The sequence below is a fragment of the Pseudomonas sp. NPDC089422 genome, assembly GCF_044749405.1.
Lineage (GTDB): Bacteria > Pseudomonadota > Gammaproteobacteria > Pseudomonadales > Pseudomonadaceae > Aquipseudomonas.
Genome location: NZ_JBIVHW010000009.1, coordinates 65,689 through 78,458 on the forward strand (window position 1 = coordinate 65,689; position 12,770 = coordinate 78,458).

Below are 12,770 nucleotides of genomic sequence, written 5' to 3' on the forward strand. Positions count from 1 at the left end.
ACAGCTCCATGGACATTCTCCAGGTCGCCGGCGGCAAGCCGGTCAAACTGTGGACCGACGGCGTGCCGGTCGAAGACGACGCCCGCCGGCAACTGCTCAACACGGCGAAGATGCCGTTCATCTTCAAGCACTTGGCGGTGATGCCGGATGTGCACCTGGGCAAGGGCTCGACCATTGGCAGCGTGATCCCCACGGTCGGCGCGATCATCCCCGCAGCGGTGGGGGTCGACATCGGCTGCGGCATGATCGCCGCGCGTACCTCGCTGCAGGCGCGGGACCTGCCGGACAACCTGCACCGCCTGCGTAGTGCCATCGAGCAGGCGGTGCCCCACGGCAAGACCTTCGGTAAACGCGACCAAGGTGCCTGGGACAACGTGCCGGGCCTGGCAGACAAAGCCTGGGGCCAGCTCGCCGGGTGTTTCAAGGCCATCACCGACAAGTACCCGCGCCTGGAAAAGACCAACAACCGCCACCACCTGGGCACCCTGGGCGGCGGCAACCACTTCATCGAGGTGTGCCTGGACGAGGCCGACCGGGTCTGGTTCATGCTGCACAGCGGCTCGCGCGGTGTCGGCAATGCCATCGGCAACCTGTTCATCGAACTGGCCCAGGCCGACATGCGCCAGCACCTGGCCAACCTGCCGGACAAGGACCTGGCCTACTTCGAGGAGGGCAGCCGCCATTTCGCCGACTATGTCGAGGCGGTGGAGTGGGCGCAAGACTTTGCCCGATGCAACCGTGAATTGATGATGCAGGCGGTGGTCGCGGCCACCCGCAAGGTGCTGGCCAAGCCGTTCGAGGCAAGCCTGGAGGCGGTTAACTGCCACCACAACTATGTGCAGCGCGAGCAGCATTTCGGCCGCGAGGTACTGGTGACGCGCAAGGGCGCGGTGTCGGCGCAGAAGGGGCAGCTCGGCATCATTCCCGGCTCCATGGGGGCCAGGAGCTTCATTGTGCGGGGGTTGGGCAACGAAGAGTCGTTCTGCTCCTGCAGCCATGGCGCGGGCAGGGTGATGAGCCGGACCAAGGCCAAGAGCCAATTCACCGTGGAGGATCAGCGGCGGGCGACGGCCCATGTGGAGTGCCGCAAGGACAAGGACGTGATCGACGAGATTCCGATGGCGTACAAGGACATCGATGCGGTGATGCGGGCGCAGAGTGAACTGGTGGAAGTGGTTCACACGCTGCGGCAGCTGGTTTGCGTTAAAGGCTGACCTGTCCCGGCCTCTTCGCGGGTAAACCCGCGAAGAGGCCGAAGCAGGATTACCGCGACATATCCCCAATCACCTTACCCAGCGAAGCCGGCAACATCGGCCCATGCCCCAGCCTTTCGAATCGCTCGAAGCGCACCTGCAGCCCTTTCACCCTGGATAGATCAGCCGCCAACTCCCGCGCTGGCCGCTCCGCATCGCCCTTCATCGGCATGCGCGGATTCGCCGGCTCCTCACTGCCGCGCATCAGCAACAACCGCGGCCGGCTATCACCCAGGCGCCGCTGCAACCCCGGTGCCTCACGCACGATCGCTCCGTCGTTCCACCACAGCGATGGGCTGGCTGCCGCATAGTCACTGAATGCCGCTGGCCGGGTGAACAGTGCATGCAGCACTGCCAGGCCACCATAGGAATGCCCCCACAGCGTCTGCCGCAGCGGGTCGATGGGCGCCACGTCGGCCACCATTGGCCGCATTTTTTGCGTCAGCAGATCAAGGAACGCATCCACTCCACCGCTGGGTTCTCCCGTCAGCGGATCGTGCTGCTCGGCCTGCCCGGCCACAGCCGGGGTGTAGTCGAAGGTGCGCCCGGTCCGCTCGATGCGCTGATCTGTCTGGTACCCCACGGCCACCAGCAACGGTGCCTGGCCGGCTGCGAGCCTGCTCAGTTGCTGGCCATCCAGCGCCCCAAGTGCGGCATTGCCGTCGAGCATCCACAGCACCGGATAACCGGCGGCCGGCGCCGGGCGGTCCGGCTTGCCGACCCACAGGCGGTAGTGGCGCTGGCCGTCGGCCGAGTCCAGGTCGAGGTGGCTGAAGTGGTAGGCCAGGTCCTGGCGCTGCAGCAGCGAGGTGTCCATCTTCTGCTCACGCGCTGGCTGCGCCACGGCAATCGGGGCGGCCAGCGCCAGTGCCACAATCAGGGGCAGGGACAGGGTCATCTTGCTCATCAGGCGTCTCGTCAGGACTTTGCAGGGAGACGCCAGATGATAATCAGTGCCGTTTGGGCGTAAAGCGCATTAACTTTCTAAACATTCCTCGCCGATCGGCAGCACCACATGCAGGCACAAGCCAGGGTGAGCATTGCTCGCCCACAGCCGGCCGCCTTGCAGTTCGATGGCGCGACGGGCGATGGCCAGCCCCAGGCCGAAGCCTGCACCGCTGTGGGGCAAGCGTTGGTAGGGTTGGAAGATGCGTTCGAGGTCAGCTTGCGGTACGCCGGGCCCCTGGTCGCTCAGGCGCAGGTGCCAGCAGTCGCCGTCACGCCAGCCATCCAGGCTCACCCGGCCGCCCTCGGGCGAATGGCGGATGGCATTGCGCATCAGGTTTTCCAGGGCCTGGGCCAGGCTGTCCAGATGCACCTGCACCCGGCAGTCGGTGCCCAGCGAGCAGGGCAGGCGCGCGCGGTCCCAGCCACTTTCGAAGCAGATGTCCTGGCAGAGCGCTTCCCACACGGAAAGCATAAGCACTGGCTCGGTGGGCAGTTGCGGTTGCTCGGTGTCCATCCAGGCAAGGTCCAGGGTGTCTTCGAGCAGCTTTTGCATGTCGTTGACCTCGCGCTCCAGGCGTTCACGCAGGTGTGCCGGCGGCAAGCCGCTGTCATGGGCGATGCGCAAGCGCGCCAGTGGCGTGCGCAGTTCGTGGGACAGCGTGCGTAGCAGCAGGCGCTGTTGCTCCAGGCTCTGGCGCAGGCGCCCGGCCATGTGCTCGAAGGCCTGTGCCAGTTCACCCAGCTCATCGCGACGCTCCTGCAGCGGCAGGCCAGGGCTTTCCAGATCGTCGGCGCGCAGGGCATCGGCGCGGTCGCGCAGGTGGTTGAGCGGCACCACCAGCTGCCGATAGATCGCCAGGCCCAGCAGCAGGGCAAGCAGTGTGGGCACGACGCCGTGGGTGATGACATGGGTCCAGGGTGTCAGGCCCGTGGGCAGCAGGCGTTCGGGCAGTTGCATCACCAGGCGGCCGTTCTCGGGGTGTTGCGGGAACTCGATGCTGACGTACGGCAGTTCATCCTGCAGGCGCCGGCTCATCGGCCAGTCGAGCTTGCGCATGAAGGTCAGGTGGCTGGCTTCTTCGGCGTCCAGCGTGGTGGTGCCAAGGCTTTGCAGGTGTGGCCCGAGCAGTACCGCCCAGGTGTCTTCGGCGTGTTCGAGCTTGCGGCGGAAGGCCTCGGCGCCTGTCGCCCCCGCTTGCTCCCAGGCCTGTTCAGCCTGCTGTGCGTAGCGGGCGAGGTAGTCCTGGTCGGCCTGGGAGAGAAAATAGGTGCTGCGCTCCACCGACAGGCCCCAGGTCCAGATCAGCCAGGTCAGCAGCAGGCAGAAACTGACCTGCAAGGCTGCCAGTTTCCATAGCAAGGGGTGGCGGCGCATCAGGCGTGTTCCGTGTCGACCAGGATGTAGCCCTGGCCGCGCACCGCCTGGATCTGCAGGTGCTGGGCGCCGATATCGGCCAGCTTGCGACGCAGGTTGCACACGTGCACATCGAGGCCGCGGTCCAGGCGGGTGTAGGCCCGGTGCAGCACGGTCTGGTACAGGAACGGCTTGCTCAGGGCCTCGCCTGGGTGGGCATTCAACGTGGCCAGCAAGCGGAATTCAGACGCGGTCAGGCCGGCCGCCGTGCCGTGGAGAAGGACATCCTGCAGGTACTGGTCGAAGACCAGCGGGCCGGCGTCGCTGTGCGCGAGCGTGCTGCGGCCGAAGGCCACCCGCCGCAACAGGGCATCCACCCGGGCGTCCAGCTCCGCGAGGCTGAACGGCTTGGGCAGGTAATCGTCAGCGCCGCGGGTAAAGCCACTGATGCGGTCCTGCTCGGCGCCCAGCGCCGACATCAGCATCACGGGTACGGCATGTTGGCGGCGCAGGTCGTCGAGCAGGCTGAGGCCATCGATGCCTGGCAGCATGATGTCCAGCAGCACCAGGTCGAAGCGGCTGTGCTGCACGGCATTCAATGCCTGGGTACCGCTGGCGCAGGCGTTGACCCGGAAACCGCGGTTGAGAAAGTGGCGCTGCAGGTCCTCGCGCAGGTGTGCGTCATCTTCGGCGAGGAGGAGTGAGGTGGGCATCGGTTGTCTTTAATGAGAATTCGTATCAGTTAGCCATCATCCCATTGTAGGCAGGGGCAGGGCAATCGCCCCGTGTCGGGCGCATGTGTTAAGAAGGTTAATCCTGCTGCACCCCGGTTTTTCGTCCGGTATCGTTCGCAAAAAGCAACTTGTTTCATTTGCGATTAAATATCACTTGGGCGAAGGGTGTGTCATGAGCGGTTACAAAGGTGTGGGGAGCCCGCGACGGGTTCGGGGATGGCTGGTGCTGGGGCTGCTGGCGCCGTTTTCGTTGTCGGCACTCGCTGAAACGGTGGCAAGCCAGGCAGCTGCGGACGACACGTCGCTCGACCTGCCGGCCCTGACCATCGAAGGCAACCGCCTCTACGACATGCTGCCCTCGGAACAGAGCGGTGGTTACAGCGTCGATGCCGCTACCGTGGGCACCAAGACGCCGGCGGCGCTCAAGGACATCCCGCAATCAATCACCGTGTACACCCAGGACTACGTCAAGGATCGCCAGTTCGTACATCTGGATGACCTGGCCAAGTACACCGCAGGCCTGCGCACCCTGACCAACGACAGCGGCCGTTCGTCGATCTACGCCCGTGGCTACGAGTACAGTGAGTTCAATATCGACGGACTGCCTGCGCCCATGGCCAGTATCTTCGGCACCGTGCCGTCGCTGGCGGCCTTCGACCGGGTCGAGATCATGCGCGGCCCGGCCGGGCTGTTCAGCAGCACCAGCGAGCTGGGCGGTATCGTCAACATGGTGCGCAAACGCCCGACCGCCGAATTCCAGGGCCATGTCGAAGGCCGCTATGGCACCTGGGACACCAACCATGAAGAAATCGACCTGAGCGGGCCGTTGGACGATGCCGGCCGGGTGCGCGGGCGCTTCATCGCCTCGCGTGACGACACCAACGGTGAAGTGGACTACAACGCCAACACCAGCAACAGCTACTACGGCGCGCTGGATATCGACCTGGACGACGACACTGTGCTGTCGTTCGGCCTGATCCACGAAGTGAAGGACATCACCCCGCACAACGGTTACCCGGCGACGCTGTCCGGCGAGGTGCCTGATTTCAGCCATTCGAAGTTCTTCGGCGCCGACTGGAACTACTTCGACGGCAAGACCACCGACCTGGTCGCCGAGCTGACCCACCGCTTCGACAACGGTGGCTATGGCCGCGTCGCCGCCCGCGGCTCGCACCGCGACACCAACTACCTGTACGCCTTCACCGCGACCAACGCCACCACCGGTGCCAACTCCGAACGCGCCAGCGCCCGCGACTTTACCCAGGACACCTATTCGCTGGATGCCAGCTACAGCCAGCCGTTCGAGACTTTCGGCCAGGTCAGCGAATTCGTGGTCGGCACCGACTACAAGAACTATGACACCGAGTACCTCAACGGCACCACCAACCTGGGCAGCATAAACGTCAACAGCTATACACCGACGCGCTTCGCCAAGCCGTCGCCGAACTACAGTACCGAGACCGGCATGCAGGAAGAGGAATACGGCCTGTACTCCAAGGTCACCTTCCGCCCGGTTGAGCGCCTGGCGCTGATTGCCGGTGGCCGCTTCAGCTGGTACCGCGGTGATTTCTACACCACCACCCTGAGCAGCGGCTCGACGGTCGACGACAACAAGCGCGTCGATGGCCGCTTCACGCCGTATGGCGGCCTGGTCTACGACCTGACCGAAAACCACGCGCTGTACGCCAGCTACTCGCAGGTGTTCAAGCCCCAGTCGGACACCGACGGCAACGGCCGGGTGCTCAAGCCGCGCCAGGGCGAGCAGTATGAATTCGGCTTGAAGAGCAGCTACTTCGGTGGCGACCTGAACACCCGCTTCTCGGTGTTCCGCCTGACCGACAAGAACCGCGCCAGCACCGAGTACGATGCCGATGGCGTGGACACCGGCTTCTCGGTCGCCTCTGGCAAGACCCGGGTCAAGGGCGCGGAAGTGGAAGTCAGCGGCAAGCTGACGCCGAACTGGGAGCTGCTGGCGGGTTACACCTGGATGGAAACCGACACCGTCAAGGGTGATGCCGAAACCACCTTCTTCATCATGCCGCGCAACCAGGCGTCGCTGTGGAGCAAATACACCATCAGCCAGGGCCCGCTGAACGGGCTGGCCATTGGTGGCGGTGTGTCGGCGATGAGCAACTTCTACTCCGAGAATGGCGGCGTGCGTATCGATGCGCCGGGTTACGCGACTGTGGATGCGATGCTGTCGTACCCGGTGACTTCGAAGCTGACGGCGACCTTGAACGTCAACAACCTGTTCGACCGGGATTACCTGTCGCGGGTGGGGTCTACCTCGACGTTCAACTTCTATGGGCCATCGCGGAGCATGATGGTCGGGGCGCGTTATGACTTCTAAGTTCAGAAAATTCCCGTTGTTTGTAGTCCATTTCTGAATTAGCTTCCTACCGCCCTTGGGCCATTGCGGTGGTGTTCTGGGCGGCCTAGTGTGGCCCGGTCGTTGCCAAAGCAGCGACCGGGCCTGCAAGCCCGTACAGACATCAGTACCGCTTTCCGAGTTGCTGCTTGCCAGCAAGTTCGGTCAATGGTGGCTGCGTGCGGGAGATCTTCGGATCTGCCGGTTCTCGTCTGTCCGGTCTTGCAGACCTGCACGTAGTCGCCACCCATCAAATGCAAGTGATGACGTGGTGGTCTCTTCGGATACAGACGAGGTTACACCATGCTTAAGATAGTCCCCGATCCACCTCACGATATTCATTCCCTCGAAGACACCCTGATCCAGGCCACTGACTACGCGCTCTGCGCGACGACGGTGGTGCATCAGGCGTTGCTGCTGCAGCCCAAGTCCCCTGCGTCGATTTTGATGATGACCTCGATGCATGAGCTGGAGGCGCTGCGGGCCTTGCTCGAATCGGCGTTAATCCAGGTTCAGATGCCCACTGGGCCTCGGACCTTGCACTGAGGCTTGAGTGATGTGTTGTCTGGGCCGGCCAATCGCGGATGAATCCGCTCCTACAGGTAATGCGTGAATTTTGTAGGAGCGGATTTATCCGCGATGAGGCCCGCCCAGGCACTCGAGACTTTTCAGGGAGATTGACCAATGACCACAGACGACACCCAATGCACCGTCGGCAAGACCACCTTCTTCCAAGGTGAAAACCGGACCCACCCATTGTTCCGCATCGAACCCGGCATCCCCTGTCGTGATGCCCGAGAGCAGGCCTCGGAACTGATGGGCTATGTGCGGGAGCTGACCATCCTTGGGCTGATGGAAGAGAAACCAATGATGATCTGGGCTTCGCACTACCTGAGCGCGATGGCCAAGGCGCTGATGGATGATGCCGAGATGGGCATGAGGCATTGATGGGCCAGGCCTGATAGCGCATCACGGCCACCAGGTGTTCGCCGACAGATGTGCAGCGCCTATCAGATCGAGCGCCGCCCGCGCGGCGCATCGCAGGCAAGCCTGCTCCTACATCTGTTTCGGGCCAGTGAGTCCTGTGGCAGAGGCGCGCGTACCCCTTGGTGCATGGCTCGATATCGTGTCGTACAAACAAGGGGCCGCGCGCTAATGGCACAGGCTTGATTGGCCCGAAACAGATGTAGGAGCAGGCTTGCCTGCGATGCGCCGCGCGGGCGGCGCTCGATCTCACAAGCGATGCAAATGTCATGGCGAACAAACTGACAGGCATTAAAAAGCCGGCTTGTGGCCGGCTTCTCGGGGACGGTTCCGACTAATTTATGGTAAGTCGCAACCGCCTTAACTGTGTGGCCAGCAAGGGCCTGAAAGAGATGGCAGACGGTCGTGTGGAGCGTCGCCGAGCCCTCTGGAACGCAGCTTGCGCCGGCCGGGGCTGAATGTGCGGCGTAGCATACAAGGGCTGGCGCTGTATGCCCAGCAAAAAATGGCACAGCGTGTGTCAGTCGGGGCGTCGCTGGCGGTAATGCGACCAATGGAACACCCAGCCCAGTACCTCCAGCTTCTGCACATTGCGTTGTAACGGCGTGTAGCGTTCCACCACCTCACGTCGGTTGTGGCTATGCAGGCACAGGGTCCCTTGATGGCCAAGGCTCAGGCTGTTCACCCTGAGCCTGCCGTTGTGCAGCAGGGCATAGATCTCGCCATCAACCACCCGGGTGTAGCTGAGGTCGATCGCCAGGATGGCATCGCGCGGAATCCACGGCGCCATGTTGGCGGCAGGCATGGTCATGCAGATGGCTTGGTCCACGGGTACGGCCAAGGCCTCCAGCGCAGGTGCCGGCATTGCCAGGTGATGACCGTCAAGCGCGATGAGCTGGCCATTGCGCAGTTCGTGGAAGGGCACTTGCACCAGCGGCACAGGCTGATCCGGTGACTCACCGAATGCGTCTATCGGCGTTGCCTGTGGTGCGTACATGCGCAGAAGCGAATGCGGGTGCTTGGGGCCTTCGCCCGTTTGCAACCAACGACGTTGCACACAGAACAACTCGGCCATTTCGTCCAGGCGGGCAATCGGGATGCCGCGGGTGAACCAGTTGTTGATGTGCTGCGACGTGACGCGGCGCTGGGCAGCGAAGTCTGCGGGGGTCAGGCCACATTCCCGGAGGAGTGCCTTGAGTCGGTCACCGGATCTGTTCATGAGGCCGAGTGTAGCGGCCGGTTGCCAGTAGCGAAATGAACGTGATGTTGATAAGAACGGTGTGAAAAATGCCTGGATGTAGGGCGAATGTGTAGGACTGCGTAGGACTTTTTACCCGCTTCCTGTATCGCCCATAAAAAAACCCGCCGAGGCGGGTTTTTTTCTGCAAAGCGGTATCAGCCCTTGTAGGCAGCGACCGATTTGGTGATCGCAGCGCGGGCGGCGTCGGCGCCTTCCCAGCCTTCGATCTTGACCCACTTGCCTTTCTCGAGATCCTTGTAGTTCGCGAAGAAGTGCTCGATCTGCTGGATCAGCAGGGCTGGCAGGTCGGTGTATTCCTTCACGTCGACGTACAGCTGGCTCAGCTTGTCGTGAGGAACGGCGATGACCTTGGCGTCGCCGCCGCCGTCGTCGGTCATGTTCAGCACGCCGACCGGACGGGCGCGGATGACCGAGCCTGGAGCAACCGGGTACGGAGTCACGACCAGCACGTCCAGCGGATCACCGTCGTCGGCCAGGGTGTTCGGGATGAAGCCGTAGTTGGCCGGGTAGAACATCGGGGTGGCCATGAAGCGGTCGACGAACAGGGTGTCGCTGTCCTTGTCGATTTCGTACTTGATCGGCGCGTGGTTGGCCGGGATCTCGATGGCGACGTAGATGTCGTTCGGCAGGTCTTTGCCAGCCGGAATCTTGCTGTAGCTCATTGGGCAGTGCCCCCGTGTTTGATCAAAAAAGTGGCGGCGATTATAGGCACATTCCGACAGGCCATGCCACGTGTGGACGGATGTGCGGCCGCATCAGGCGTGGCTTTCGCGGTAATCCGGGTGCCCGGCCTGCAGCTTGAGCAGGCGCTCGAGAGGGTTCTGCCGGTAGAACAGCGCCAGTTGCTGGTACACCTGTGGATAAGCCTGCTGCAGCAGGTCGGGAGCACTGAAGAAATACTCACTGGTGACGGCGAAGAACTCTGCCGGGTTTTCCGCCGCATAGGGGTCGATGGCAGTTTCAGCGTCAGGGTCGGCGTCGAGCTGGCGATTGAGGTCGTCATAGGCCTGCTGCATGGCTGCAGCCCAGTCTTCCACGCGCATGCCTGGGTGCAGCGGTGGCAGGCCGTTGGCATCGCCATTGAGCATGTCGAGTTTGTGCGCCAGCTCGTGGATCACCAGGTTGTAGGCCTCCCAGCCGCCACTGGCCAGCACCCCGGCCCAGGCCAGGATGATCGGCCCCTGTTGCCAGGCTTCGCCGCTGTGCTCGGCATCCCACACGTGCTCCACGCCGCTGGCATCGCGGTGGCGCTGCGGGCTCTTGAAGTCGTCGGGGTAAAGGATGATCTCGTGGAAGCCCTGGTACCAGTTCAACTCGCCCAGGTGCAGCAGCGGCAGCTGCGCCTGGGCGGCGAGAAACAGGCGCTGCTCGTCGTCCAGTTCGACCCCGGGGAGGGTGGTCAGGTGCTTGTCGAGCAGGAACAGGATGCAGGCTTCACGCAGCCAAAGGTCTTCTTCAGCGCTGATGCCGTCGAGCATCGGCAGGCGATCACGGATCACCTGCCATTGCCTTGGGTCGATCGGGTAGCGCGCGAGGGTACGCTTGCGCCGCCAGGCGCTGAAGGACCACATGTCCGCTGTCAGTGAGCCTTGGCGGTGCGGCCCAGGCGGCTGCGCAGCAGGCCGAGGATCATCGGTACCAGCGACAGCACGATGATGCCGACCACCATCAGCGACAGGTGCTGCTTGATGAACGGCACGTTGCCGAAGAAGTAGCCCAAGGTCACCAGGCCGCCGACCCACAGCAGCGAACCTGCCACGCTGAAACCGAGGAAGCGCGGGTAGTGCATGTGCGCGATACCGGCCACGAACGGCGCGAAGGTGCGCAGGATCGGCAGGAAGCGCGCCATGGTCACGGTCTTGCCGCCATGGCGTTCATAGAACTCGTGGGTGCGCTGCAGGTAGTCGCGGCGGAAGATCTTCGAGTTGGGGTTGCTGAACAGTTTTTCGCCCGTGGTGCGGCCGATGATGTAGTTGGTGCTGTCGCCCAGGATGGCAGCGGCCATCAGCAGGCCTGCCAGCAGGACCGGGTCCATGCCGCCACCTGCAGCCACGGCGCCAGCGATGAACAGCAGCGAATCGCCCGGCAGGAACGGCATCACCACCAGGCCGGTTTCGCAGAAGATCACAGCAAACAGGATCGCGTAGATCCAGGGGCCGTAGTTGGTCACCAGCAGATCGAGGTAGGTATCGAGATGCAGGATTAAGTCCAGCGGGTTGAATTCCATGTACAGCACCTGTGTTCTTGACCCGCCTATACGGGCACGCGATAACGGGCTATGCCCTGGGTGTCGGCATCATTTCCTGACAGTGGGTAACTTTTCACACACGACAGAAGGGCATTATACGGAGAAGTGGAAAACCTGCCCGGGGAGTTTGTAGCGTGGGGTTACAGCGTCAACCTGGACCGCCGCTCCTACAGGCGTTATGCAATCACAGGGATTGTGAAAATCCTGTAGGAGCGGCGGTGCAGGTCAGTCCTGGCTGATCGGCAGGATGTAGTTCTCGAACTCGGTGTCCTTGCGAAAGCCCATCGATTCGTAGGTCTTGCGCGCCACGTCGTTGTTGGCGCTGGTCGAAACCCGCATCCGTACCGCGTTGGTTTCCTTGGCCATTTTCTTGGCCTCTCGCATCAAGTGGTCGGCTACCAGCATGCGCCGCGAATCTTCGGCCACGAAGATGTCATTGAGAATCCACACCCGCTTCAGCGACAGCGACGAATAGCTTGGATAAAGCTGGCAGAAGCCGAGCAGCTTGCTGTCATCGTCGACTGGCAAAGCCAGATAAATGACCGATTCACCGCGCATGAGGCGCTTTTGCAGGAATTTGCGCGAGCTGTCCGGATAAGGGAGCTGCCCATAGAACTCGCGGTATCTGACGAACAGCGGGGTGAGCAGGTCGAGGTGTTCCAGGGTTGCCTTGATGATGCGCATGTGCGGCCCTCAGAGTCCATTTGGGGAAACAGCGGAATGCCTGCAGCTTTCATGGGCATGCTGCCCCAATGCTGGCCATCAGTGCAATCCGCCTTCCGTGACATGTTCTTTAACCTTCACCGAGCAGGAAATTGCCTCGCTGGGTGGCGGCATTCTCACTGTCGATGCTATGGACCTCGGCTTCGTCTTTCAGATTCACACCAGAAAGCTGTCGCCTGCAGGCTTCGCGCATCAGGTATAGCAGGCGATGGGCCGCCATGCCGTAACTCAAGCCTTCCAGGCGGATATTGGAGATGCAGTTGCGGTAGGCATCGGTCAGGCCGACCTTGGGCGCGTAGGTGAAATACAGGCCCAGGCTGTCCGGTGAGCTCAGCCCCGGACGTTCGCCGATCAGCATCACGGTCATGCGCGCACCGAGCAGTTGGCCCACTTCATCCGCCACCGCTACCCGGCCTTGCTCCACCAGCACCACGGGGGCGCTGGTCCAGCCATCGGTTGCGGCCTGCTCCTCGAAGCGGGTCAGGAACGGCAGGGTATGGCGGTGCACGGCCAGGGCCGAGAGGCCGTCGGCGACCACGATGGCCAGGTCGACGCCATCGGGGTTGGCCTGGGCATGCTGGCGCAAGCGCTCGGCCGAATCTTCGTTCAGCCGCCGGCCCAGGTCGGGGCGTTGCAGGTATTGGTGGCGGTCGCTGGCGGCACTGTGCAGCACCAGGCTGTCGCGGCCACGGTCCTTGAGCTGTTCGCTCAGGGCAGCGTGGTCGAAGGCCAGGTGCACGGCGTCGCGGGCCTGGGCGTGGGCGAACTGGAAGTCCAGTTGCGCGCCGGTGGGCAGGCTGGTGCCGCAACGGCCCAGGGCGATACGCGCCGGGGTCAGGTTGCGCAGGGCCAGCCAGGGGTTGTCCGGGGTTGGGGTATGGTCTGCCATGGTCTCCT

The 12,770-nt window shown here is 63.0% G+C and carries 13 protein-coding genes; 4 read left to right on the forward strand and 9 right to left on the reverse strand.

The annotated features are described in order from the left end of the window. The first annotated feature begins 8 nt into the window (after positions 1-8). Positions 9-1,214, forward strand: coding sequence for an RtcB family protein (locus ACIPZ8_RS18025; RefSeq protein ID WP_400725785.1), 1,206 nt, complete (start codon positions 9-11; stop codon positions 1,212-1,214). A gap of 49 nt (positions 1,215-1,263) precedes the next feature. Here the strand turns inward: ACIPZ8_RS18025 and ACIPZ8_RS18030 are convergent, their stop codons facing one another. From ACIPZ8_RS18030 to ACIPZ8_RS18040, 3 genes are all read right to left on the reverse strand, one after another. Continuing rightward, positions 1,264-2,160 (reverse strand): alpha/beta hydrolase, encoded by an 897-nt coding sequence (locus ACIPZ8_RS18030; protein ID WP_400725788.1) that lies wholly within the window; start codon positions 2,158-2,160, stop codon positions 1,264-1,266. Positions 2,161-2,229: 69 nt separating this feature from the next. Continuing rightward, positions 2,230-3,576, reverse strand: a complete 1,347-nt coding sequence (locus ACIPZ8_RS18035; protein WP_400725791.1) for a histidine kinase sensor domain-containing protein — start codon at positions 3,574-3,576, stop codon at positions 2,230-2,232. Continuing rightward, the gene (locus ACIPZ8_RS18040) at positions 3,576-4,268 is read right to left on the reverse strand and encodes a response regulator transcription factor (protein ID WP_400725794.1); all 693 of its coding nucleotides are present in this window, start codon (positions 4,266-4,268) and stop codon (positions 3,576-3,578) included. Before ACIPZ8_RS18040 ends, ACIPZ8_RS18035 begins: the two co-directional genes overlap by 1 nt. Before the next feature lie 193 nt (positions 4,269-4,461). On the opposite strand from ACIPZ8_RS18040, the gene ACIPZ8_RS18045 reads away from it, so the two are divergent. The 3 genes from ACIPZ8_RS18045 (at position 4,462) to ACIPZ8_RS18055 (ending at position 7,605) form a co-directional block, all read left to right on the forward strand. Then, positions 4,462-6,639, forward strand: coding sequence for a TonB-dependent siderophore receptor (locus ACIPZ8_RS18045; RefSeq protein WP_400725797.1), 2,178 nt, complete (start codon positions 4,462-4,464; stop codon positions 6,637-6,639). 321 nt (positions 6,640-6,960) lie between these two features. Beyond that, positions 6,961-7,203, forward strand: a complete 243-nt coding sequence (locus tag ACIPZ8_RS18050) for a hypothetical protein (protein WP_110639487.1) — start codon at positions 6,961-6,963, stop codon at positions 7,201-7,203. Positions 7,204-7,341: 138 nt separating this feature from the next. After that, positions 7,342-7,605, forward strand: coding sequence for a DUF3077 domain-containing protein (locus ACIPZ8_RS18055; RefSeq protein WP_400725800.1), 264 nt, complete (start codon positions 7,342-7,344; stop codon positions 7,603-7,605). Between the two features lie 556 nt (positions 7,606-8,161). On the opposite strand, the gene ACIPZ8_RS18060 is transcribed toward ACIPZ8_RS18055, so the two are convergent. The 6 genes from ACIPZ8_RS18060 to eutC form a co-directional block, all read right to left on the reverse strand. After that, positions 8,162-8,860 carry a helix-turn-helix transcriptional regulator gene (locus tag ACIPZ8_RS18060; RefSeq protein ID WP_400725802.1) on the reverse strand — a complete coding sequence of 233 codons (699 nt, stop codon included), beginning with the start codon at positions 8,858-8,860 and terminating at the stop codon, positions 8,162-8,164. Positions 8,861-9,036: 176 nt separating this feature from the next. After that, entirely contained in the window at positions 9,037-9,564 is a 528-nt protein-coding gene (ppa, locus tag ACIPZ8_RS18065; protein ID WP_003255365.1) for an inorganic diphosphatase, read from the reverse strand. A gap of 93 nt (positions 9,565-9,657) precedes the next feature. Further along, a complete protein-coding gene (locus ACIPZ8_RS18070; RefSeq protein WP_400725805.1) occupies positions 9,658-10,473 on the reverse strand; it encodes a zinc-dependent peptidase in 816 nt (271 codons plus the stop codon). An 8-nt stretch (positions 10,474-10,481) separates the two neighbouring features. After that, positions 10,482-11,129, reverse strand: coding sequence for a DedA family protein (locus ACIPZ8_RS18075; protein WP_152956248.1), 648 nt, complete (start codon positions 11,127-11,129; stop codon positions 10,482-10,484). 246 nt (positions 11,130-11,375) lie between these two features. Next, positions 11,376-11,834 (reverse strand): GNAT family N-acetyltransferase, encoded by a 459-nt coding sequence (locus ACIPZ8_RS18080; protein ID WP_079226390.1) that lies wholly within the window; start codon positions 11,832-11,834, stop codon positions 11,376-11,378. Between the two features lie 109 nt (positions 11,835-11,943). After that, on the reverse strand, positions 11,944-12,762 hold the full coding sequence (gene eutC / locus ACIPZ8_RS18085) for an ethanolamine ammonia-lyase subunit EutC (protein WP_400725809.1): 819 nt from the start codon (positions 12,760-12,762) through the stop codon (positions 11,944-11,946). Positions 12,763-12,770 lie beyond the last annotated feature (8 nt).

Bases quoted from the DNA above. Each gene is read 5' to 3' on its own strand.
- ppa (WP_003255365.1), bottom strand. From the start codon at position 9,564: ATGAGCTACAGCAAGATTCCGGCTGGCAAAGACCTGCCGAACGACATC.
- ACIPZ8_RS18045 (WP_400725797.1), top strand. From the start codon at position 4,462: ATGAGCGGTTACAAAGGTGTGGGGAGCCCGCGACGGGTTCGGGGATGG.
- ACIPZ8_RS18025 (WP_400725785.1), top strand. From the start codon at position 9: ATGGACATTCTCCAGGTCGCCGGCGGCAAGCCGGTCAAACTGTGGACC.
- ACIPZ8_RS18070 (WP_400725805.1), bottom strand. From the start codon at position 10,473: ATGTGGTCCTTCAGCGCCTGGCGGCGCAAGCGTACCCTCGCGCGCTAC.
- eutC (WP_400725809.1), bottom strand. From the start codon at position 12,762: ATGGCAGACCATACCCCAACCCCGGACAACCCCTGGCTGGCCCTGCGC.
- ACIPZ8_RS18040 (WP_400725794.1), bottom strand. From the start codon at position 4,268: ATGCCCACCTCACTCCTCCTCGCCGAAGATGACGCACACCTGCGCGAG.
- ACIPZ8_RS18075 (WP_152956248.1), bottom strand. From the start codon at position 11,129: ATGGAATTCAACCCGCTGGACTTAATCCTGCATCTCGATACCTACCTC.
- ACIPZ8_RS18035 (WP_400725791.1), bottom strand. From the start codon at position 3,576: ATGCGCCGCCACCCCTTGCTATGGAAACTGGCAGCCTTGCAGGTCAGT.
- ACIPZ8_RS18030 (WP_400725788.1), bottom strand. From the start codon at position 2,160: ATGAGCAAGATGACCCTGTCCCTGCCCCTGATTGTGGCACTGGCGCTG.
- ACIPZ8_RS18055 (WP_400725800.1), top strand. From the start codon at position 7,342: ATGACCACAGACGACACCCAATGCACCGTCGGCAAGACCACCTTCTTC.
- ACIPZ8_RS18080 (WP_079226390.1), bottom strand. From the start codon at position 11,834: ATGCGCATCATCAAGGCAACCCTGGAACACCTCGACCTGCTCACCCCG.
- ACIPZ8_RS18060 (WP_400725802.1), bottom strand. From the start codon at position 8,860: ATGAACAGATCCGGTGACCGACTCAAGGCACTCCTCCGGGAATGTGGC.
- ACIPZ8_RS18050 (WP_110639487.1), top strand. From the start codon at position 6,961: ATGCTTAAGATAGTCCCCGATCCACCTCACGATATTCATTCCCTCGAA.